This is a genomic window from Streptomyces sp. NPDC059917, from assembly GCF_042730635.1.
Lineage (GTDB): Bacteria > Actinomycetota > Actinomycetes > Streptomycetales > Streptomycetaceae > Streptomyces.
The window spans coordinates 106378-126706 of record NZ_JBHWLC010000017.1 but is presented as its reverse complement, the minus strand read 5'-3'; the positions used below and the strand labels follow the sequence as shown (position 1 = coordinate 126706).

Sequence of the window (20329 nt, the reverse complement as noted above, 5' to 3'; positions counted from 1 at the left end):
CGGAGTGTGCCCGGCGGAGTACAGGATTTCGGTTGTCACACCCCCGCCGAAAGGGGTTTCAACTGTGGCCGAAAGGCTGTGGTGACGTCGTGTGACGGCATGCATACTCATGAGGCGGGGGGATTGCGGTTGCACAGGTGGGGGTTCGGTGCTTCGTATCCATTTCACTGGAGTGGACCTGGCACGCGTACGGATGGCAGGGCGTCCCGATGCGTTGTGGGAAACGATTCTCAGTTTTCACCGTTTAAGGGACCGGCGTGATGTCCGGTTGTTCGGTGAATGGCGTACTACAACGCGGAGCAGGTTGAATAGTGAAACACGTTTGCTCGGCGCTCTCATACCGAGTCGCGGCTATTTCCCCGATTTCCTGACTCCTGTCGAAGGACAGTACGGATGGGACACGGGGCTCGACGCGCTGCGCGGGATCAGGCCCGAGCGGATGCGTCGGGAGCTGCTCGTGCTGGGGCAGGGGGCGCCGCCCTCGCCGCGGTTACGGGACTTCGTCGACGACGGTCCGCGGTACCTGCCGCGGCTCATGGACGAGCTGCGCGGGTACCACCGGGCGGCCGTGGAGCCGCACTGGACGCACATCCAGGCGCAGATCGAGGCCGAGCGGGCCGCCAGGGGCCGCGCGCTGCTCGACGGCGGCGCGGACGAGCTGCTGGCCTCGCTGCCGCCGATGCTGCGCTGGCGGGCGCCGGTGCTGGAGTGCGACTACCCGGTGGACCGGGACGTCCGGCTGCGCGGGCGCGGACTGCTGCTCCAGCCGTCCTTCTTCTGCCGGCGCACGGCGGTGACCCTCCACGACCCGGAGCTGCCGCCCGTACTGGTCTACCCGGCCGCGGCGCAGCTCGCCTCGGCCCAGACCGGCGGCGAGGCGGCCCGGCCCGTGGAGGAGCAGCGCCAGCGGACCCTGGGCAAGCTGGTCGGGCACACCCGCTCGGTGGTCCTGCGGGCCATCGGGGACGGCGCCACGACCAGTGAGCTGGCCCGCCGGGCCGGGGTCTCCCTGGCCTCGGCCAGCCAGCACGCCTGCGTGATGCGGGAGGCGGGCCTGGTGACGACCCTGCGCCGGGGCAGCGCGGTGCTGCACACCGTGACCCCGCTGGGCGCGGCCCTGCTGAAGGGCGGCGCGGTGGCCTCGTGACGGCGCGCCCGGGGGCCCCGCGGGGCCCCCGGGGTTCCGGGAGCCGTCCCGGGGCCGCTCGCCGGTGACCGCGGGACCTTGGCCCCTGGGGCGCGGGGGAGCGGCGGAGGATGGTGGAAGCATGGATTCCTCCCGTGTCGAAGGCACCGTCGTCGAGGCCGACCTCCAGGGGCGTGCGGACCTCGACGTCGTGCTGCGCCGCTTCTACCTGGCGGCTTTCGCCGATCCGGCCATCGGGCCGTTCTTCACCGAGGTCGCGGGCACCGACCTGGAGACGCACCTGCCCCGGATCACCGACTTCTGGGAGCGCGCCCTCTTCCGCAGCGCCGACTACCGCCGCAACGCCTTCGCCCCGCACGCCGCGCTGCACTCCGCGCGGGCGATGACCGCCGCCGACTTCGGGCGCTGGGTGCAGCTGTGGCGCGCCACGATCGACGGACTGCACCGCGGGCCGAACGCAGAGCGGGCCAAGGCGCAGGGCGAACGGATCGCGCTCACCCTGCACAAGCGACTGGCCGGGGCGGACGGGACGCGCGACGGCGACGGCACGGGCTTCATTCCGCTGGCCGCCCTGGAGCTGCGCGCCGGAGCCTGAGAAGGCCCGCGCGGAACGCCGTAGAAAAAAAGTCTTCCCCGGAGCGATGAGTTTCCGATGGGGCCGTGGTCTACCCCTCGTAAGCACCGGACACCACCGGACGCCATCGGCGCTCCGGGCGGCGCCGGAACACCGGACCGCACCGCGCGAGAGAAGCGAGCCCCACATGTCAACGATGATTTTCGTCAATCTGCCCGTCAAGGACCTCGACGCGAGCAAGGCGTTCTGGACGAAGCTCGGCTACGCCTTCAACGCCCAGTTCAGCGACGAGAACGCCGCCTCCATGGTCATCAGCGACACCATCGTCGCGATGCTCCTGACCGAGGCCCGGTTCAAGGACTTCACGCACAAGGCCGTCGCGGACACGGCCACCACCACCGAGGTGCTGCTGTGTCTGAGCGCCGAGAGCCGGGGCGCCGTGGACGAGCTGGTCGACGGGGCCGTCGGGGCGGGCGCCACCGAGCCCCGCGCCGCCCAGGACCACGGCTTCATGTACGGCCGGGCCTTCGAGGACCTCGACGGCCACACCTGGGAGATCATGTGGATGGACCCGGCCGCCGTCCAGGGCGACGGCGTGACCCACGGCGTGTCCTAGACCGATGCCCGTGAGGTCGCGGCGGTCCGTACGGGGTACGTCCGGACCGCCACCTCCTCGTCGTCCAGGCACTGCCCGGTCGCCAGGTCGAACCGCTGCTTGAGCAGCGGCGACGCCACGAACGGCCGGCCCTCCACACAGCCCACCAGCCCGCGCGAGAGCACCTGCGCCCCGGTGAAGGGGTCCTGGTTGCCGATCGCGTACGTGCGCCCCGCGCGGTCGACGAACACCGCGGCCTGGGTCCCGTCCGGCAGCAGGGCCGCGACCCCGCGCCCCGGAGTGAGCTCCGTGTACTCGCACACCGTCAGCCAGCCTTGCGGAACCTGCAGTTCTACGGTCATCGGGTCCCTCCCAGGGGTTCCAGGGTCAAGAAGGTCAGGTCGGGCTTGACCTGGTCGCGTTCCGCGACGAACTTCACGGTCGGGTCGGGGGCGCCGGGCGCGTTGACGAAGGACACGAACCGGCGCAGCCGCTCGGGGTCCTCCAGCGTCTCGGCCCACTCGTCCCGGTAGTGCGCCACGTGGTCGGCCATCAGGGACTCCAGCTCCCCGCACAGCCCGAGCGAGTCGTGGACGACCACGTCCCGCAGGTGCTCCAGGCCGCCCTCCAGCCGCTCCAGCCAGGCCGAGGTGCGCTCCAGCCGGTCGGCGGTGCGGATGTAGAACATCAGGAACCGGTCGATCAGGCGGACCAGTTCGGCGTCCGACAGGTCCTGGGCCAGCAGGTCGGCGTGGCGCGGGGTGGCCCCGCCGTTGCCGCCGACGTACAGGTTCCACCCGCTCGCGGTGGCGATCACCCCGAAGTCCTTGCTCTGCGCCTCCGCGCACTCGCGGGCGCAGCCGGACACCGCCGACTTGAGCTTGTGCGGGGCGCGCAGGCCGCGGTAGCGCAGCTCCAGGTCGATGGCCATGCGCACGCTGTCCTGGACGCCGTAGCGGCACCAGGTCTGCCCCACGCAGGACTTCACGGTGCGCAGCGCCTTGCCGTAGGCGTGCCCGGACTCGAAGCCGGCCTCGACCAGACGGGCCCAGATGTGCGGGAGCTGGTCGACCCGGGCGCCGAAGAGGTCGATGCGCTGACCTCCGGTGATCTTCGTGTAGAGGCCGAAGTCGCGGGCGACCTCGCCGATCACGATCAGCTTGTCGGGGGTGACCTCGCCGCCGGGGATGCGCGGGACGACCGAGTACGAGCCGTTGCGCTGGAGGTTCGCGAGGAAGTGGTCGTTGGTGTCCTGCAGCGCGGCCTGTTCCCCGGCCAGTACGTAGCCGGGCGCGCCCACGGTCGGGGCGAGCGAGGCGATGATCGATCCGACGGTCGGCTTGCAGATCTCGCAGCCGTTGCCCCCGCGCGCCGCCTCCCGGCCGTGGCTGTCGAGGAGGTCGTCGTACGAGGTCACGCGCAGGGTGCGGACGATCTCGTACAGCTCGGCGCGGGTGTAGGGGAAGCAGGCGCAGAGCCCCTTCTCGGCGGCGGGCGGCAGCAGCTGGCCGATCACCTTGACGCAACTGCCGCAGCCGGTGCCCGCCTTGGTGCACTTCTTGACCTCGGGCAGGGTGGCGCAGGCGGTGATGGCCTTCTTGGTGACGTTGTGGCAGGAGCAGATGACCGCGTGGTCGGGCAGCGAGGCGGGCCCGAGCTGGACGGCGGCGCCGATCCCGGCGGGCAGGACGAGCTGTTCGGGCGCGGCGGGCGGCACGCTGCCGGTGAGCGGCCGCAGCAGTCCGTAGGAGTCGGCGTCGCCGACGAGGACCCCGCCGAGCAGCACGCCGTCGGGGGAGACGACGAGCTTCTTGTAGATCCCCGAGCGGGAGTCGGAGTACACGACGTCGAGGCAGTCGGGGGTGGCGCCGTGGGCGTCGCCGAAGGAGGCCACGTCCACGCCGAGCAGCTTGAGCTTGGTGGAGAGGTCGGCCCCGGTGAACTGCTTGTCGCGGCCCAGCAGGTCCTCCGCGGCCGTCTCCGCCATCTCGTAGCCGGGCGCGACCAGGCCGTAGACCCGGCCGTCGGTGGCCAGGGCGCACTCGCCGATCGCGTAGACGTGGGGGTCGGAGGTGCGGCAGTGGGCGTCGACGGCGATGCCGCCGCGTTCGCCGACGTCCAGGCCGGCCGCGCGGGCGAGCTGGTCGCGGGGGCGGACCCCGGCGGAGAAGACGACGAGTTCGGTCTCGACCGAGGAGCCGTCGGAGAGCGCCATGCCGCTGACGGAGCCGTCCGCTCCGGTCAGCACCTCCTGGGTGCCGACGCCGGTGTGCACGGTCAGGCCCATCGACTCGATGGTCCGCAGCAGGGCCGCGCCGCCGCCGTCGTCGATCTGCGCGGGCATCAGCCGGGGCGCGAACTCGACGATCCGGGTGGCCAGGCCGAGTCCCTGGAGCGCGCCGGCCGCCTCCAGGCCCAGCAGGCCGCCGCCGATGACCGCGCCGCTGGTCCGCCCCTTCGCGTACGCCTCGATCGCGAGGAGGTCCTCGATGGTGCGGTAGACGAAGCAGCCCGGGGCGTCCTTGCCGGGGACGGGCGGTACGAAGGGGTAGCTGCCGGTCGCCAGGACCAGCACGTCGTAGCGGAAGACCCGCCCGGAGCGGGAGGTGACGGTGCGCGCCGCCCGGTCGATGTGCTCCGCCGGGTCGTCGAGGTGCAGCTCGATCCCGTGCGAGTCCATGAACCCCTCGGGGGTCAGCGACAGCTCCTCGGCGGAGCTGCCGGAGAAGTACGAGGTGAGGTGGACGCGGTCGTAGGCCGGACGCGGCTCCTCGCAGAGCACGGTGATCCGGTGGGTGGCGGTGGCGCCGCGCTCGGCGAGCGCTTCGAGGTAGCGCTGGCCGACCATCCCGTGCCCGATGAGCACGACCTGGGGGGTGGGCGTCGTGGATGCGGCCATGTTCAGGAGCCTCCGTCGTCGGTGAGCAGGTGGGACAGGTCGTCGTGCGCGCGCAGGGGCTCGTCGCCCTCCCAGCTGCGGGCGAGGGCGCCCACGGTGGAGAGTTCGCCGAGCAGGACCCCGCCGACCAGCCGGTCGCCGCGGACGACGACCTTGCGGTAGGTGCGCCGGGTGGCGTCCGAGAGGCGGAGCACGTCGTCCCCGGGCCGCGCGGTGGTCTCGCCGAAGGCGGCGAGGTCCAGGGGGCGCGGGCCGGAGGAGAGGGTGAGCCGGGTGAGGGCGCGGGTGCCGCTGTACCGCGGCGGCCCGGATCCGGCCGGGACCGCGCCGGTGAGGTGGGCGGCGAGGGCGTCGGCCTGCTCCAGCGCGGGGCCGGCCAGTCCGTACACGCGGCCCGCGTGCTCGGCGCAGTCGCCGATGGCGTGGATCCGCGGATCGCTCGTGCGCAGCGCGTCGTCGACCACGATGCCCTTGCGCACATCGAGCCCCGCGGCCTGGGCCAGGCCGGTGCGGGGGCGCACCCCGCAGGCCAGGACGACGAGGTCGGCGTCGAGGCGGAGGCCGACCGCGAGCTCGACGCCCGTGACCCGGCGGCCGGCGCCGTCCGCGCGGGTGGTCAGGCCGCGCACCCGGCACTCGGTGTGGATCTCGACGCCGAGCTCGCCGAGGTGGGTGTGGAGCAGGGCCGAGGCGTCCTCGTCGAGCTGGCGCTCCATCAGCCGGGTGCCCTGCTGTGCCAGCACCACCCGAACCCCGCGTTCGGCGAGGGCGCGGGCGGCGGAGACCCCGAGCAGGCCGCCGCCGATGACCACGGCGTTCAGGTCGGGGCGGGCGGCGACGGCGCGGTCCAGGGCCAGGCAGTCGTCCATGGTGCGGAAGGCGTGCACCCCCTCCGGGAGGTCCCTGCCGTCGGGCTCGAACAGCCCGCGCAGGGGCGGCAGCACCGGGTTGGATCCGGTGGCCAGGACCAGGGCGTCGTACGGGTGGGTGCTGCCGTCGTCGCAGTGCACCCGACGCTCGGCCCGGTCGACGCGCACCGCCCGTACGCCCCGGCGCAGCGCCGGGCCGGGGGCGGGGAGGGCGGTCACCTCCGGCGCGTAGCGGCCCGCGAGGACCTCGGCGAGCAGGACCCGGTTGTAGGGGACGTGCGCCTCCTCGCCGAGGACGGTCACCGCCGCGTCCGCGCCGAGCCGGCCCGCGAGCCGCAGGCCCGCGAGGCCGCCACCGATCACCACCACGTGCTGTTGCGAGGTCATGGCGTCAGCCTGCGCGCCCGCTGTTTCCCGGCCGCATCGCCTCTGTTACCCGTACGGAACACGCGTCTCAGCACCCGGGTTAAGGGGCCGTGAGGCGTTCCTCAAGGCCGCCTTAAGGATCATCCGGACGGGTCCGGAGCCCCCTAGCGTGGGCCGCATGCGAGATGTGGCGGGGCGGGGCGCGGCGGTGGACGCACGGGTGCGCGGCGAGTGGGGGGCGGTCCTCGGGACGGCCGGGGCGGCGGGCGCGGGCGCGGTGACGGCGGTGCGGGTCCGGGGTGCGATGGGCGTCGGGGCCGCGCTGGTGGTCCTGCTCTGGGCGGTGCAGGTGCACCCTTCCGCCCGGCTCGACGCGCTCTTCGCCACCGCCGCGCACCTCACCGGGCTGCTCGCCGGGTACGGGGTCCTCGTCATGCTCTTCCTGATGGCCCGGGTGCCCGCCGTCGAGCACGGGGTGGGCGCCGACCGGCTGGCCCGCTGGCACGCCCTCGGCGGCCGCCACGTCCTGCTGCTCTGCTTCGGCCACGCCCTCTTCGCGCTCCTCGGGTACGCCGTCCACGGCGGCCTCGACGTCCTGACCGCGGCCCGGGAGCTGCTGGGCTACCCGGCGCTCGCCGCCGCCACCGCCGGGACCGGGCTGCTGGTCTGCGTGGGGGTGACCTCCGCCCGGGCGGTACGCCGCCGGGTCTCGCACGAAACCTGGCGCGGGGTGCACCTGCTGGTCTACCTCGCCGCCGCGCTCGCCTTCGTCCACCAGCTCGCGGGCCCGGACCTGCGCCCCGTCGCCTGGTTCTGGGCCCTCGCGCACACCGCGGTCGCGGCCCTGCTGCTCTGGTACCGGGGCGTGGTGCCCGTGCGCCAGGCCCTGCGGCACGCGCTGCGGGTCCTGGAGGTGCGCGACGAGGGGCCCGGGGTGGTGTCCGTGGTCATGTACGGCGCCCACCTCGCCGAACTGCGGGCCGAGCCGGGTCAGTTCCTGCGCTGGCGGTTCCTGCGGCGCCGGCTCTGGTACACCGCCCTGCCGTTCTCCCTCTCCGCTCCGGTCCGGGGCGACACCCTGCGGATCACGGTGAAGGCGCTGGGCGGTCACAGCCGCCGGATCCGCAGGCTGCGCCCCGGCACCCGGGTGCTCGCCACCGGCCCCTTCGGCGCGCTCACCGCGGCCCGCCGGACCCGGCCGCAGGTGCTGCTCATCGCGGGCGGGGTCGGGATCACCCCGATGCGGGCGCTGTTCGAGACGCTGCCCGGCGAGCCGGGGGACATCACCCTGCTCTACCGGGCGCGGGCCGAGGAGCACCTCGTGCTGCGGTCGGAGCTGGAGTCCATCGCCGCCGGGCGCGGGGCCCGGCTGCACTACCTGCTCGGGCCCTCGGACGCGGCCTACGATCCGCTGGCCCCGCGGGCGCTGACCGACCTGGTGCCCGACCTGGTCGAGCACGACGTCTACCTGTGCGGGCCGCCGGGGATGGCCGGGGCGACGCGGGCCGCGCTGCTGCGGGCCGGGGTGCCGGGCGGACGTATCCATTCCGAATGCTTCAGCTCCTGATCCGCCCGATGCCCCCGAGAGGCGACCGCTCCATGCGCCACCCCCTGCACGTCGCCCTGTCCGTCGGCGCGGCGGAGGCCCTCGCCCCGGTGTCCGCCGCGCCGCCCGTACGACCGGCCCCCGCGTCCCGGTCCCGGCACCGCAAGCCGCCGGTGCGCACCGCGCTGCTGGGAGCGCTGGCCTCCGTACCGGCCGGGCGCCGGGTCGCCGCGGGGCTCGGGCTGGCCAGCGTGCTCGCGGCGACGATGCTGACCGCAACGGTGGAACCGTCCGCTCCGGTGGCCCCGGACCGGATTCCCGCAGGTACAAGCTCAAACCTTGCGCAAGTTTCCCGGGATTGATGGCCCTTGCACCCACAAGATCCATAGGGTCGGGCCGTGCCTGACATATCAACGACCATGATCATCGTGCTGTGCGCCGCGGCGGCCGCCGCGGGCTGGATCGACGCGGTGGTGGGCGGCGGCGGACTGCTGCTCCTGCCCGCCCTGATGCTCGGCCTGCCGGCCGACGTGCCGCTGACGCACGCCCTCGGCACCAACAAGGCGGTGGCCATCGTCGGCACCACGGGGGCGGCCGTGACCTACGCCCGCAAGGCCCCGGTCGACGTGCGCATCGCGACCCGGATCGGGCTGGCCGCGATGGCCGGCGCCGCGGGCGGGGCCGTGCTCGCGGGGGTGTTCAGCAAGGACACCATGCGCCCCGTGATCATGGTGGTGCTGCTGCTCGTCGCCGCGTTCGTGATCTTCCGCCCCGGCTTCGGCTCCGCCCCGGCCACCGGCCCCGTCAGCCGCCGCCGCATCGTCGCCGCGATCGGCCTGGCCGGGCTCGGCATCGGCTTCTACGACGGCCTGATCGGCCCCGGCACCGGCACCTTCCTCGTCCTCGCCCTGACCGCCCTGCTCCACCTCGACCTGGTCACGGCCTCCGCGACCGCGAAGATCGTGAACGTCGGCACCAACGCCGGCGCGCTCGCCGTCTTCGCCTCCAAGGGCGAGGTGATGTGGCAGCTGGCCGGTCTGATGGCCGTCTTCAATCTGATCGGCGGGATGGCGGGCGCCCGGATGGCACTGAAGAAGGGCAGCGGCTTCGTCCGGGTCGTCCTGCTGACCGTGGTGTCCGCACTGGTCGTCAAGCTCGGCCTGGAGCAGTGGGGCTAGGCTTCTTCGGGCCCGAAGGCTCCGGGGCGCGCGTCCTCGACGGCGGCCGGGGTCTGGTCCTGGTCCTGGCCCTCCGGGGCGGGCGGTTCGGGGCGCGGCTGCTCGCGGACGCCCGTGAGGTGGGCGAACACCACCACGTTGCCCTGGTAGCCGGTGCGCGGCGAGAAGCGGCCGCCGCAGGTGATCACGCGCAGTTCGGCGCGCGGCGCGGGCCCGTAGACGAGTCGGTCCGGGAAGGCCCCGGCGTCGTACACCTCCACCGCGTGGACGGTGAACACGGCCGTGCGCCCGTCCGCGCGGGTCACCTCGATCAGGGCCCCGCGGCGCAGCGCGCCCAGCCGGTAGAAGACCGCCGGGCCGGTGGCGGTGTCGACGTGCCCGGCGATGACCGCGGTGCCGACGGCGCCGGGGGTGGTGCCGTCCCGGTACCACCCGGCCAGGTCGCGGCGTGCGGGCGGCGGTGCCGCCAGGCTGCCGTCCGCCTCCAGGCCGAGGCCCGTCAGCGGGGCGTCCACCCGGATCGCGGGAATCCGGATCCGCCGGGGCGGGGAGCCGGGGAGCGGGGCGGCGGCCCGTACGTCGAGGGGTTCGGCGGCGAGGGCGTCCGCCGGGGACGGTCGGGGCGGATGGACCGGCTCCGCGGAGCCGCTGGTGACCAACCAGATGCCGACGCAGGCGGTGAGCGCGACGAGCCCGGCGCGACCGGCGCCGCCACCGGTGCCGCGGGCCGCCAGGCGGCAGTGGTGCGGGGCGGGGCCGGGGCGGTGGTGCGGGTGGTGCGGGCCGTGGTGGTGGCGGTCGTGGCCTGAGGTGCGCATGCGTGCCCCCTTGGTGCGGGTGCTTGCCGGTGGCGCGGGTGGTGCGGCTGCTGGCGGGTGGAAGGGGGCCGTCGCCCGGCCCCGCGAACGGGGGGGACCTCGCGGGGCGGGCGACGGCGGGACGGTACCGGTCGGACCGCGGCCTGGGCCGCGGTGGGCGTCCGTCAGTTCCGCGTGCCGCTCGCCCGGCGACGCAGGAACCAGGTACCGCCGACGGCGGTCACGGCCAGCACTGCCGCTCCCGCCGCGATCTTGGTGGGGTCGACGGTCGTCGTCGTGCCGCCGCCCACTCCCGTCCGGACGTGCCCCTGCGGGCCGTGCTCGGCGACGACCAGGTCGCCGGTGGCGAACTTGCCGTCCGCGCAGGTGGCGCCGATCTCGTAGGTGCCGGGCGCGGTGTCGCGGGAGACCTGGAACTGCCCGACGACCACCTCCGCGCGGGTGCCCGGGGCCAGCTTGAACCGGCCGCCCCCCACCGTGGACGCGTCCCCCTCGGCGTGGCTGCCGCGCCCGCAGGCGGAGGTGTTCACGGTGACGGTGGTGCCGGCGACGGCCGACTTGGGCCAGACCTCCAGCGGGGCGAAGTCCCCGGGTGCGAAGCTCCCCACGCCGAAGTCCGCGGCGGCCACCGCTCCCGCGACCGGACCGGCGAAGGCGACGGCGGTCAGTGCGGTGGCGGTGAGCACGTGGGCGGTGCGTCGGCGCACGGGTCCTCCTGGGAAACGGGGTCGTGTTCCGAGGTAAGCCCGGGTGCGCGCCGGGCGCCTCCTGATGGAATGTCAGATTCCGGTCCGGCCCGGGCGTGTCCCGCCATCACGGCACGTCAGGGCCGCTCCACGGCCATCCGGGTGCCCCCGCCCCGTCCGGGTGACGGGACGGGACGGCGCGGTGCGGTGCGGCGGCTCAGTCGGGAGCGGGACCCGGCGGGAGCGTCAGCAGGGCGTACGCGCCCCCGTCGGCCGGATTGGACAGTTCCACCCGGGCTCCGATCACCTGGGCCTGCCCGAAGGCGATGGTCAGGCCGAGGCCGGTGCCCTGGCCCCGCTCGACCGTGCCGGTCAGGAACCGCTGGGGCCCCTCGCGCAGCAGCTGCTCCGGGTAGCCCTTGCCGTGGTCCCGCACCGCGACCGTGGTCCCGCGGACGGTGACCTCGACCGCGCCGCCGCCGTGCTTGCGGGCGTTGACGAGGAGGTTGCCGAGGATCCGCTCCAGCCGCCGCACGTCCGTCCGTACGTACGCGCTCGCGCCCGACCGCACCACCGCGCCCGCCCGGGCCCCCGTCCACAGGACCGGGTCCGGGCGCGGGCGCTGCTCCGGAGGCGGATCGGGGAGTTCCGTCGTGAACCGGATGTCCGCGGCGACCCCCGACCGCTCCGTGATCGTGGCGACCAGCGGGCCCAGCCGGTGCACGTCCAGGGCCGCCTCCTCCCGGTTGGAGTCCAGCCGCGCCACCTCCAGCAGGTCCTCCGTGAGGCTGCGCAGCGCGGCCACCCGGTCGCGCACCAGCTCGGTCGGCCGGCCCTCCGGCAGCAGCTCGGCCGCCGTGTGCAGCCCGGTCAGCGGGGTGCGCAGCTCGTGCGCGACGTCGGCCGTGAAGCGCTGCTCGGCCTCCAGCCGGGACTGGAGGCTGGCCGCCATCATGTCCACGGCCGAGGACAGGTCGGCCACCTCGTCGCGGGTGCCCGGCACGCCCGGGGACCCGATCCGGGCGTCCAGATCGCCGTCGGTGATCCGGCGGGCGGTCTCGGCCGCCGTCCGCAGCCCCTTGCTGAGTCGGCTGGCCAGCAGGGCGCCGGCCACGGCCGCCAGCGCGACGACCGCCACTCCGTACGCCACGAGCTGCTGGTCCAGCTCGGCCAGTTCGCCCTGCTCGTCCGCCAGCGATTGGCGCACCGACAGGGTGTGCCCGCCGTCGATCGGGCGCGCGGCCCACACCGTGGGACGGTCGCCCGACATGTCGATGTAGGTGTTGCGCCGCCCGGCGAGGGCGGTGTCGCGCAGCGCGGGCGGCAGGTCCGGGGCGTCGATCTCGGCGGCGGCCCCGCCCGTCCTGTCGGGGTCGAGCCGGCCGGTCAGCTCGTAGAACCGGCGCACCCCGGACAGCTCCCTGATCACGTCCGAACGGGCGGTGTTCGAGACCTGCTGGACGCGCGCCCGGTGGATGAAGACGCCGATGGTGACCGCGACCAGCGAGCAGCCGACGGCGAGGAGCGCGGCGATCTTCCAGCGCAGGCCGAGGGAGCGCAGCCGGTGGCGATGGCGCCACGGGGGCCTCACCGGCGTGCCGCCCAGTCGCTGTCGGGGCGGGCGCTGGGTTCGGCGTCGGCATCGGTGCCGGACCCGGGCTTGTGGTAGCGCTTTTCCTCGCTGGCGACCGTCATCCGCGTGCCGTCCCAGCGGAACTTGACGGCCTGCTCGACGCCCTCGTCCGGGGTCGTCCGCACGAGCAGGTCGGCGCCCATCGCCTCGACCTCCATGCGCAGGCCGGTCGTGTAGAGGACGGACACGACCTTGCCGTCGACCACCGTGTACACGCTGAGAACCGAGCGGCCGCTCTCCGTGTCGGCGGCGGCGATCAGTTCGAGGCCGCCGCTCCCGGTCAGGTCCTGGTAGACGGGCGGCCGGACCCCGGCCCGGCCGGGCGCGCTGATCGGCCCCTGGCGGGTGTAGGGCCGCATCATCGGGTCGGCGCGCAGGATCTGCAGGAACGACATGGCCCCGATCCCGCCGGCGGGCACCGGGGGAACGTCCTTGAGCGGCTGCGGCGGCGGCACCCGGGTGCCGACCTCGACACCGGGGGCCTTGTCCGTGTGCTCGGTCCAGGCGGGCCAGAGCGGATCCGGTCGGGGCTGGGGGGACATGGGCGGCGCGGGTTCCCCCGCGGCCAGCCCGCCGGGCGCGGCGCAGCCGCCGGCGGCGAGTGCGCAGGCGCACAGCAGCGCGGCGGTGAGGCGGCGGGACAACCGGGGTCGGCTCATGGGGGGAGGGAGGGTGCCGTCGGGGTGAGGGGCGTGCGTACGGTGGTCCGGGCGCGCGGCGCGGAGCCGCCCGTCCGGGGTGTCCTTCCGGGGTGGCCGGTCGGACGGTCCGGCCGGGCGCAACGGTCCGCCGCGCCCGGTCCGTACCGTTCTATCCGAGGGGCGTCACGCATGGCATCGGTCAATCGGCCAGAAGCACAGCCGCCGATCGAAGGGGAGGAGTTGCCCTTCTTCGTCTACGGCACCCTGCGCCCGGGCGAGGTCAACCACGACGCCTTCCTGCGCGGACGCACCCGTTCCGAGGAGCCGGCCCGGCTCCCGGACGCGCTGCTCTACGACGGCCCCGGCTATCCGTACGCCGTCCAGCGCGCGGGGGAGCAGACCGTCGGGGAGCTGGTCGCCGCGGCGCCGGGGCAGTACGCGCGGCTGCTGGCGGAGTTGGACCGGCTGGAGGAGTACCACGGGCCCGACAGCCCGCTGAACCTCTACGAGCGGGTCCGGCGCACCACCCTGCGCCCCGACGGCAGCACGGCCGCGGCCTGGGTCTACCTGGCCGCCCCGCAGCTGGCGGACGCGCTGGCCCGGGCCGGTACCCCGATCCCGGGCGGCGACTGGCTGCGCCGGAAGGGCCCGCTCCAGGGGCCCGCGGCGCCCTAGCGGGCGCCCGGGACGCGAGCGGACCCGAGGGCCTCTAGAGGCCCTCGGCGCCGCGGTTGCGCAGGCGCTGGCCGTACTGCTGGAGCACCCACAGCTCTTCCTGGACGGCCGCGAGCTGCTCCGCGGGAGCGTTCGGGCCCAGCCGGGACATGGTGCCCTGGATGTCGTGGACCCGGCGGTCGACGGCGCGCAGCCGGACCTGGACCAGCTGGACCCCGGCGTAGATCTCGTCCACCGTCTTGGCGTGGATGGCCTCCACGGCCAGTTCGGTGACCATCGCACGGACGGTGTCGTTGGGGGCGGCGTCGCGGACCCGGGCGAGGTAGTCGTCGGTGCCCAGGGAGGCGCCGCCCGCGTCCTGGATGGCCTGGCGGACCGTCGCGTACGGGGGCGCGGTGAACTCGTCGGGGCCGTAGGCGTCGAAGGCGGGGGAGACCAGGGCCGGGCGCTGCAGGGCCAGCTTGAGCAGCTCCCGCTCGGTGCGGTGGGCCGGGCTGCGCAGGTTCAGCGCGGGGCCCGGGGTGTGCGCGGCCGCTTCCGGGGCGCCCTGGTCGTGAGCGGGCCGGGTACGGGCGCCCTGCTGCTGACCGGGGCCCTGGCCGTGGCCCTGCCCGGGGCGGCCGCCGCGTTCGCGGGCCCAGCGGGCGACCTGGGAGACCCGCTTGACGACGAACTGCTCGTCGCGGATGCCCAGCATGCCCGCGAGCTGGACCGCCGACTCGTGCTGGATCGCGATGTTCTTGATGGCCGCGACGATCGGGGCCGCCTCGTCGAGCGCGGCCGCGCGGCCCGCCGGGTTCTCCAGGTTGTGCCGGGCCACCATCTGCCGCAGCGCGAACTCGAAGAGGGGGGTGCGGGAGGAGACGAGCGCGGCCACGGCGGCGTCGCCCTCGGCGAGCCGCAGGTCGCAGGGGTCCATGCCGCCGGGCGTGATCGCGATGGAGGTCTCGGCGGCGAACTTCTGGTCGTCCTCGAAGGCCCGCAGCGCCGCCTTCTGCCCGGCCGCGTCACCGTCGAAGGTGAAGATCACCTCGGCGGTCGCGTTGTCCATCAGCAGCCGGCGCAGGATCTTGATGTGGTCCCCGCCGAAGGCCGTGCCACAGGTCGCGATCGCGGTGGTGACGCCGGCCAGGTGGCAGGCCATGACGTCGGTGTAGCCCTCGACGACGACCGCGCTGGAGGTCTTCGCGATCTCCTTCTTGGCCAGGTCGATGCCGTAGAGGACCTGGGACTTCTTGTAGATGGGGGTCTCGGGCGTGTTGAGGTACTTGGGCCCGTTGTCGTCGTCGCGCAGCTTGCGCGCGCCGAAGCCGACCACTTCGCCGGTGATGTCGCGGATGGGCCACATGAGGCGCCCGCGGAAGCGGTCGATGGGCTTCCCGCTGCGGCTGTCCTGGGACAGGCCGGAGAGGATCAGCTCCTTGTCGGTGAAGCCCTTGCCGCGCAGGAACCGGGTGAGGTGGTCCCATCCGGCCGGGCTGTAGCCCACGCCGAAGTGCGCGGCCGCGCCCTGGTCGAAGCCGCGGGAGGCCAGGAACTTCCGGCCGATCTCGGCTTCGGGGCCGTCCAGCTGGTCGACGTAGAACTGGGCGGCGGCCTTGTTCGCCTCGACCAGCCGGATGCGCTCGCCGCGCCCGCTCTGCCCGGGGGTGTAGCCGCCCTCCTCGTACCGCAGGGTGATTCCGGCGGTGCCCGCCAGCCGCTCGACCGCCTCCGAGAAGGAGAGGTGGTCGATCTTCATGACGAAGTCGAGGGTGTCCCCGCCCGCCTGGCAGCCGAAGCAGTGGTAGAGCCCCTTGCTCGGGCTGACCTGGAAGGAGGGGGACTTCTCGTCGTGGAAGGGGCAGAGGCCCTTGAGGTTGCCGCCGCCCGCATTGCGGAGCTGGAGGTACTCGGACACGACGGCGTCGATCGGGACCGCGTCCCGGACCGCCTTCACATCGTCGTCGTTGATCCTGCCTGCCACGCGTGAAGTCTACGGCCGGGCTCGGACAATCCCGCCAGCCGCCCCTCCCCCTCCCGCCCCGACGCCGCCGGACGGCCGGCCGGGCTACCCGGCCCGCTCCGCGGACGTGACCAGCGAGGACAGCGCGACGCTCGGGTCCGCCAGCGCGTCGCGGTCCACCTCCACCCCGGCGCGGATCAGTGCCTGGATGGGCTCGGTGACATCCCACACGTTCACGTTCATGCCGGCCAGCACCCGGCCCTCGGACAACCAGAAGGCGATGAACTCCCGCTTGGCCACGTCCCCGCGGATCACCACCTGGTCGTAGGCGCCGGGCGGGGCGTACCCCGAGTACTCCAGACCCACGTCGTACTGGTCGGAGAAGAAGTACGGGACCCGGTCGTACGAGACCTCCTGGCCCAGCATGGCCCGGGCCGCGGCCGGTCCGCCGTTGAGCGCGTTCGCCCAGTGCTCGACCCGCAGCCGGGTCCCCATCAACGGGTGGTGGGCGGCGGCCACGTCACCGGCGGCGAAGACGTCCGGGTCCGAGGTCCGCAGCGAGGCGTCCACCGCGATGCCGCCCCCGTGCTCGCGGTCGACCAGGGCGAGCCCGGAGGTCTCGGCGAGCGCCGTGCGCGGCGCGGCGCCGATCGCGGCGAGCACCGCGTGCGCCGGGTGCTCCTCGCCGTCGTCGGTGTGGGCGGCGAGCACCATGCCGTCGCGGCCGCTGATCTCGGTGAGGCGGCCGCCGAAGTGGAAGCGGACGCCGTGCTCGGCGTGCAGGTCGGCGAAGACCCGGCCCAGCTCCGGGCCGAGCACCCCGTGCAGGGGGGTCGCCTCCGGTTCCACGATGGTGACCTCGGCGCCGTAGCCGCGGGCGGCGGCCGCGACCTCCAGGCCGATCCAGCCCGCCCCGGCGATCAGGAGGTGGCCGTTCTCCCGGCCCAGGGTGGCCAGCACCCCGCGCAGCCGCTCCGCGTGGGCGAGGCGGCGCAGGTGGTAGACCCCGGCCAGATCGGTGCCCGGGATGTCGAGGCGGCGCGGCTCGGAGCCGGTGGCCAGCAGCAGCCGGTCGTAGTGCACCACGGTGCCGTCGCCGAGGACGACCTTCTTGGCGTCCCGGTCCAGCTGGACGGCGGGCTGGCCGAGGTGGAGTTCGACGTCCGCACGGGCGTACCAGGCCGCCTCGTGCACGAAGACGCTCTCGCGCTCCTCCTTGCCCGCGAGGTACCCCTTCGAGAGGGGCGGCCGTTCATAGGGGTGGTCGCGCTCGTCACCGATCAGGATGACCCTGCCGGTGAACCCTTCTGACCTCAGCGTCTCAGCCGCTTTCGCTCCGGCCAGCCCTCCGCCGACGATGACAAACGTCCGGTGTGCGTCGACCACCTGATGCCTCCTCATAACCTCTCCGCCACATGCGACCACATGCGAGCGTCCCGCACTGAGCCTGCCGCGTGAAGGGGGAGTGGCCCGATCGGCTCACCTCCCGGCGCGTCGCGGGCGCAGCGCGATGCGGGAGTGCAAGGAGCGGGCCGCGGCGTCCGTGAGGCAGGCGATCTGGTCGATGACCGCGCGTTTGCGGGCCTTGTCGTCCGGCGCGGCGTCGAAGATCGCCCGGAACTGGGGGTCCAGTCCCTCGGGCGCGCGGGCACTGAGCGCCTCGGCGAGTTCGGCCAGGACGATGCGCTGGTCCGCCCGCAGGCGCTCCTGTTCGTCGCGCTGCATCACGTACAGGTCGGCGACCGCCTTCAGGACGGCGCACTCGTAGCGCGCCTCGCGGGGGACCACCAGTTCGGCGGCGTACCGGGTGAGCCGGCCGGTGCCGTAGGCGGCGCGGGTGGCGCCTTCGGCGGCCAGGCAGAAGCGGCCGATCAGCTGGCTGGTGGCGTCCTTGAGCCGGGCCTGGGCGACCGCCGAGCCGTCGTAGCCGTGCGGCCACCACTCCTGTTCCATCAAACGGTCGAGGGCCGCGCGCAGTTCCTCGGGATCGGTGTCCGCGGGGACGTAGCGCCCGATGGCGACCCGCCAGATCTCGTCCCGCTCGGGCTCGGCGAAGAGCAGGTTGGGGTCGAGGTGGCCCGCGTGCAGGCCGTCCTCGAAGTCGTGGACGGAGTAGGCCACGTCGTCGGCCCAGTCCATGACCTGGGCCTCGAAGCACTTGCGGTCGGCCGGCGCGCCGCGCCGCAGCCACTCGAAGACCGGCAGGTCGTCCTCGTAGGCGCCGAACTTCACCGAGCCGGGGTCGGTGGGGTGGTCGCCGCGGGCCCACGGGTACTTGGTGGCGGCGTCGAGGCAGGCCCGGGTGAGGTTCAGGCCGACGCTGACCAGTTCGCCCGTGTCCGGATGCGGGGCGAACCGCTTGGGCTCCAGCCGGGTCAGCAGGCGCAGGGACTGCGCGTTGCCCTCGAAGCCGCCGCAGTCCTTGGCGAACTCGTTGAGCGCTTCCTCGCCGTTGTGCCCGAAGGGCGGGTGGCCCATGTCGTGCGAGAGGCAGGCGGCTTCGACGAGGTCGGGGTCGCAGCCCAGCGCCCAGCCGAGCTCCCGACCGACCTGGGCGCATTCCAGGGAGTGCGTGAGGCGGGTGCGGGGGCTGGCGTCCCAGTCGTAGGAACGGGTGCCGGGGGTGACCACCTGGGTCTTCCCGGCGAGGCGGCGCAGCGCGGCGGAGTGCAGCACGCGGGCCCGGTCGCGCTGGAAGGCCGTACGGCCCGGGCGTTTGTCGGGCTCGGCGGCCCAGCGCTCGATCGCGGCGGGATCGTACGAGACGGGTGAGGGGACGGGGGTGGTGCCTTCCATGCCTTCCATGCTCAGACGTTAACCGGAGACACCGACAATCGGAGCAATCCGAACGAACCCGGTCCCGCGGTGGTGCTGCGGCGACCCCGTGGTGGTCCTACGCGGTGGCCAGTTCTCGCGGGTCCGGGCGGCCGGAGCGGTGGTCGGCGGCGGTGCGCGCGCGGTCCGCGAGCCGCCCGGCCAGGGCCTCGTCGTAGCGCCGCAGGACGAGCCGGGCGAGCGCCGGGTGGGCGCCCAGCGGGTCGGCGGCCGGGCCGGGGGCGGCCGCCGCGCACTGGGCGGCGAAGCGGCCCGGCGCGGCGAAGTACGAGGCCACGGCGGCCCGGTGGTGGCCGCGGGCGGCGAGGGCGCGCAGCGCCTCGGGCACGCTCGGCGCGGCGGCGGAGGCGTGGGCGGCGATGACGGGGACCCCGCCGAGGCGCTCGGAGAGCAGCGCGGCGGCGGCCCGGGTGTCGGCGGCCGAGTCCGGGTCGCGGGATCCGGCGGCGGCCAGGACGGCGGCGGTGCCCGGGGTCCAGCCCGCTTCGAGCAGCCGGTCGCGCAGCACTTCGACGAGCAGCGGGTGCGGACCGAGCGGGGCGGCGACGCGCACGTGCAGGTGGGGGGCGCGGGCGGCGGCCGCCGGCAGGTCGTGCTTGACGTGGTGACCGCGGCCGAGGAGCAGCGGTACGAGCACCGCCGCGCCGGGGTCGAGGGCGTCGAGCACGGTGTCCAGCAGGGGTTCGTTCAGTTCGATGTGGCCGAGCCGGACCCGCAGTCGCGGGCGGAGGTCGCGGACGCGGTCGAGCAGGGCCGAGACGGTGTGCAGGGCGCGGGGGTCGCGGCTGCCGTGGGCCACGGCGACGAGGGTGGGCTGCATGGGTGGGCTCCGTGGGGCCGGGCCCGCGGCGGTCGCACGCCGCGGAGCTGGGTGCCGAGCTGGGCCGTGATCCGGGTCAGCAGATCCGTGGTGGAGGCGGGGGGAAACGATTCGGGAGGGTGCGCGGGCTCCGTCATGGACCGATCCTGACGGGTGCAGGTTGCCGGGTCGTTGCGTCGGAGTGACGGACGTTTTCCAGGTGCTCACCCGCTCATTCGTACGAGTGAAAGGCGTGGTGGGCGGAACTGGGGTGCCGGTCCGGTTCGTCAACCTGTGCGAATGGTGTGGATCGCAGGGAGCGGCCCGCAGGGAGCAGATGGCACGGAGAGGGCACGGGGGGATCGGTCATGGGGTTCAAGGCGAGGTTCGGTTCGGGGTCGGGGTCGGGGTCGGGTTCGGGTTCGGGGTCCGGGGCGGGTGCCGGGTCGGGTGCCGGATCGGGATGGGGCGCGGTGCGGACGCGGCGCAGGGTGGTCCAGGGGGTGATGCTCGGGTGCGTGCTGGCGCTGTTGCCCTCGGCGTGGACCCACGCGGTGGCGGGGGACCGGCTGCGCACGACGGCGGACGCGCCCGCCGCCGAGGTGGCCGTGGTCTTCGGGGCGGGCCTGTGGGACGGGCAGCCGACGCCCTACCTGGCGAACCGGCTGGACGCGGCCGCCGCGCTGTACCGGGCGGGCCGGGTCAAGGTGGTGCTGGTGACGGGGGACAACAGCCGCAGCGACTATGACGAGCCGGACGCGATGCGCGCCTACCTCACGCGGCACGGGGTGCCGGACGGGCGGATCGTGAGCGATTTCGCGGGCTTCGACACCTGGGACTCCTGCGTGCGGACCCGGGAGATCTTCGGGGTGCACCGGGCCGTGTTGATCAGCCAGGGCTTCCACATACGCCGGGCGGTGGCGCTCTGCGAGTCGGCGGGCGTCGAGTCCTACGGGGTGGGGGTCGACCAGGCGCACGACGCGACCTGGTACTACGGCGGCGTCCGCGAGGTGTTCGCCTCGGGCAAGGCGGCGCTGGACGCCGTGTTCAAGCCGCAGCCGCACTTCCTGGGACCCAAGGAGGAGGGGGTGTCGCGGGCCCTGACCGCTCTGGCAGACTGACG

Annotated in this window: 18 protein-coding genes and 1 pseudogene; 8 read left to right on the top strand and 11 right to left on the bottom strand. The window is 74.4% G+C overall.

Annotated features, from left to right (window positions below):
* Positions 1–148: 148 nt before the first annotated feature.
* The 3 genes from ACFWAR_RS13045 (at position 149) to ACFWAR_RS13035 (ending at position 2337) form a co-directional block, all read left to right on the top strand.
* Positions 149–1147, top strand: coding sequence for a helix-turn-helix domain-containing protein (locus ACFWAR_RS13045; RefSeq protein WP_354380166.1), 999 nt, complete (start codon positions 149–151; stop codon positions 1145–1147).
* A 121-nt stretch (positions 1148–1268) separates the two neighbouring features.
* Positions 1269–1742 (top strand): group III truncated hemoglobin, encoded by a 474-nt coding sequence (locus ACFWAR_RS13040; RefSeq protein WP_385776209.1) that lies wholly within the window; start codon positions 1269–1271, stop codon positions 1740–1742.
* 166 nt (positions 1743–1908) lie between these two features.
* Positions 1909–2337, top strand: a complete 429-nt coding sequence (locus tag ACFWAR_RS13035) for a VOC family protein (RefSeq protein WP_385776207.1) — start codon at positions 1909–1911, stop codon at positions 2335–2337.
* Here the strand turns inward: ACFWAR_RS13035 and nirD are convergent.
* The 3 genes from nirD to ACFWAR_RS13020 are packed head-to-tail and all read right to left on the bottom strand — an operon-like array spanning position 2334 to position 6471.
* The gene (nirD, locus tag ACFWAR_RS13030; RefSeq protein WP_385776205.1) at positions 2334–2678 is read right to left on the bottom strand and encodes a nitrite reductase small subunit NirD; all 345 of its coding nucleotides are present in this window, start codon (positions 2676–2678) and stop codon (positions 2334–2336) included. The two genes, ACFWAR_RS13035 and nirD, sit on opposite strands and share 4 nt — an antisense overlap.
* Positions 2675–5215, bottom strand: coding sequence for a nitrite reductase large subunit NirB (gene nirB, locus ACFWAR_RS13025; protein WP_385776202.1), 2541 nt, complete (start codon positions 5213–5215; stop codon positions 2675–2677). The genes nirD and nirB overlap by 4 nt, the downstream gene beginning before the upstream one ends.
* Before the next feature lie 2 nt (positions 5216–5217).
* Positions 5218–6471 (bottom strand): NAD(P)/FAD-dependent oxidoreductase, encoded by a 1254-nt coding sequence (locus tag ACFWAR_RS13020; RefSeq protein WP_385776201.1) that lies wholly within the window; start codon positions 6469–6471, stop codon positions 5218–5220.
* A gap of 157 nt (positions 6472–6628) precedes the next feature.
* On the opposite strand from ACFWAR_RS13020, the gene ACFWAR_RS13015 reads away from it, so the two are divergent.
* The 3 genes from ACFWAR_RS13015 to ACFWAR_RS13005 are packed head-to-tail and all read left to right on the top strand — an operon-like array spanning position 6629 to position 9174.
* The gene (locus ACFWAR_RS13015) at positions 6629–8017 is read left to right on the top strand and encodes a ferric reductase-like transmembrane domain-containing protein (protein ID WP_385776199.1); all 1389 of its coding nucleotides are present in this window, start codon (positions 6629–6631) and stop codon (positions 8015–8017) included.
* A complete protein-coding gene (locus tag ACFWAR_RS13010; protein WP_385776197.1) occupies positions 8002–8358 on the top strand; it encodes a hypothetical protein in 357 nt (118 codons plus the stop codon). Before ACFWAR_RS13015 ends, ACFWAR_RS13010 begins: the two co-directional genes overlap by 16 nt.
* Positions 8359–8394: 36 nt before the next feature.
* Complete coding sequence (locus ACFWAR_RS13005) at positions 8395–9174, top strand: sulfite exporter TauE/SafE family protein (protein ID WP_385776195.1); 780 nt, start codon at positions 8395–8397, stop codon at positions 9172–9174.
* Between the two features lie 104 nt (positions 9175–9278).
* Here ACFWAR_RS13005 and ACFWAR_RS13000 read toward each other — a convergent pair.
* The 4 genes and pseudogenes from ACFWAR_RS13000 to ACFWAR_RS12985 form a co-directional block, all read right to left on the bottom strand.
* Positions 9279–9908, bottom strand: a pseudogene (locus ACFWAR_RS13000) (class F sortase); the annotation flags it as partial.
* 248 nt (positions 9909–10156) lie between these two features.
* A complete protein-coding gene (locus ACFWAR_RS12995; RefSeq protein WP_385776193.1) occupies positions 10157–10699 on the bottom strand; it encodes a hypothetical protein in 543 nt (180 codons plus the stop codon).
* Between the two features lie 196 nt (positions 10700–10895).
* Positions 10896–12269, bottom strand: a complete 1374-nt coding sequence (locus ACFWAR_RS12990; protein ID WP_385776191.1) for a sensor histidine kinase — start codon at positions 12267–12269, stop codon at positions 10896–10898.
* Positions 12266–12970, bottom strand: coding sequence for a hypothetical protein (locus ACFWAR_RS12985; protein WP_385776189.1), 705 nt, complete (start codon positions 12968–12970; stop codon positions 12266–12268). Before ACFWAR_RS12985 ends, ACFWAR_RS12990 begins: the two co-directional genes overlap by 4 nt.
* Before the next feature lie 171 nt (positions 12971–13141).
* Here ACFWAR_RS12985 and ACFWAR_RS12980 point away from each other — a divergent pair, with 171 nt between their 5' ends.
* Complete coding sequence (locus ACFWAR_RS12980) at positions 13142–13627, top strand: gamma-glutamylcyclotransferase family protein (protein ID WP_385776187.1); 486 nt, start codon at positions 13142–13144, stop codon at positions 13625–13627.
* 34 nt (positions 13628–13661) lie between these two features.
* Here the strand turns inward: ACFWAR_RS12980 and dnaG are convergent, their stop codons facing one another.
* From dnaG to ACFWAR_RS12960, 4 genes are all read right to left on the bottom strand, one after another.
* Positions 13662–15593 carry a DNA primase gene (gene dnaG, locus ACFWAR_RS12975; protein WP_385776185.1) on the bottom strand — a complete coding sequence of 644 codons (1932 nt, stop codon included), beginning with the start codon at positions 15591–15593 and terminating at the stop codon, positions 13662–13664.
* A gap of 84 nt (positions 15594–15677) precedes the next feature.
* Positions 15678–16958, bottom strand: coding sequence for an NAD(P)/FAD-dependent oxidoreductase (locus ACFWAR_RS12970; protein ID WP_385776183.1), 1281 nt, complete (start codon positions 16956–16958; stop codon positions 15678–15680).
* Between the two features lie 93 nt (positions 16959–17051).
* Positions 17052–18377, bottom strand: a complete 1326-nt coding sequence (locus tag ACFWAR_RS12965) for a deoxyguanosinetriphosphate triphosphohydrolase (RefSeq protein WP_385776180.1) — start codon at positions 18375–18377, stop codon at positions 17052–17054.
* An 88-nt stretch (positions 18378–18465) separates the two neighbouring features.
* Positions 18466–19227 carry a sirohydrochlorin chelatase gene (locus tag ACFWAR_RS12960; RefSeq protein WP_385776178.1) on the bottom strand — a complete coding sequence of 254 codons (762 nt, stop codon included), beginning with the start codon at positions 19225–19227 and terminating at the stop codon, positions 18466–18468.
* Positions 19228–19712: 485 nt separating this feature from the next.
* On the opposite strand from ACFWAR_RS12960, the gene ACFWAR_RS12955 reads away from it, so the two are divergent.
* On the top strand, positions 19713–20327 hold the full coding sequence (locus ACFWAR_RS12955; protein WP_385776244.1) for a vancomycin high temperature exclusion protein: 615 nt from the start codon (positions 19713–19715) through the stop codon (positions 20325–20327).
* Positions 20328–20329 lie beyond the last annotated feature (2 nt).

Coding starts and splice junctions, on each gene's coding strand:
- ACFWAR_RS13040 (WP_385776209.1), top strand. CDS start 1,269: ATGGATTCCTCCCGTGTCGAAGGCACCGTCGTCGAGGCCGACCTCCAG.
- ACFWAR_RS13035 (WP_385776207.1), top strand. CDS start 1,909: ATGTCAACGATGATTTTCGTCAATCTGCCCGTCAAGGACCTCGACGCG.
- nirD (WP_385776205.1), bottom strand. CDS start 2,678: ATGACCGTAGAACTGCAGGTTCCGCAAGGCTGGCTGACGGTGTGCGAG.
- nirB (WP_385776202.1), bottom strand. CDS start 5,215: ATGGCCGCATCCACGACGCCCACCCCCCAGGTCGTGCTCATCGGGCAC.
- ACFWAR_RS13020 (WP_385776201.1), bottom strand. CDS start 6,471: ATGACCTCGCAACAGCACGTGGTGGTGATCGGTGGCGGCCTCGCGGGC.
- ACFWAR_RS13015 (WP_385776199.1), top strand. CDS start 6,629: ATGCGAGATGTGGCGGGGCGGGGCGCGGCGGTGGACGCACGGGTGCGC.
- ACFWAR_RS13010 (WP_385776197.1), top strand. CDS start 8,002: ATGCTTCAGCTCCTGATCCGCCCGATGCCCCCGAGAGGCGACCGCTCC.
- ACFWAR_RS12985 (WP_385776189.1), bottom strand. CDS start 12,970: ATGAGCCGACCCCGGTTGTCCCGCCGCCTCACCGCCGCGCTGCTGTGC.
- ACFWAR_RS12980 (WP_385776187.1), top strand. CDS start 13,142: ATGGCATCGGTCAATCGGCCAGAAGCACAGCCGCCGATCGAAGGGGAG.
- ACFWAR_RS12965 (WP_385776180.1), bottom strand. CDS start 18,377: ATGGAAGGCATGGAAGGCACCACCCCCGTCCCCTCACCCGTCTCGTAC.
- ACFWAR_RS12960 (WP_385776178.1), bottom strand. CDS start 19,227: ATGCAGCCCACCCTCGTCGCCGTGGCCCACGGCAGCCGCGACCCCCGC.
- ACFWAR_RS12955 (WP_385776244.1), top strand. CDS start 19,713: ATGCTCGGGTGCGTGCTGGCGCTGTTGCCCTCGGCGTGGACCCACGCG.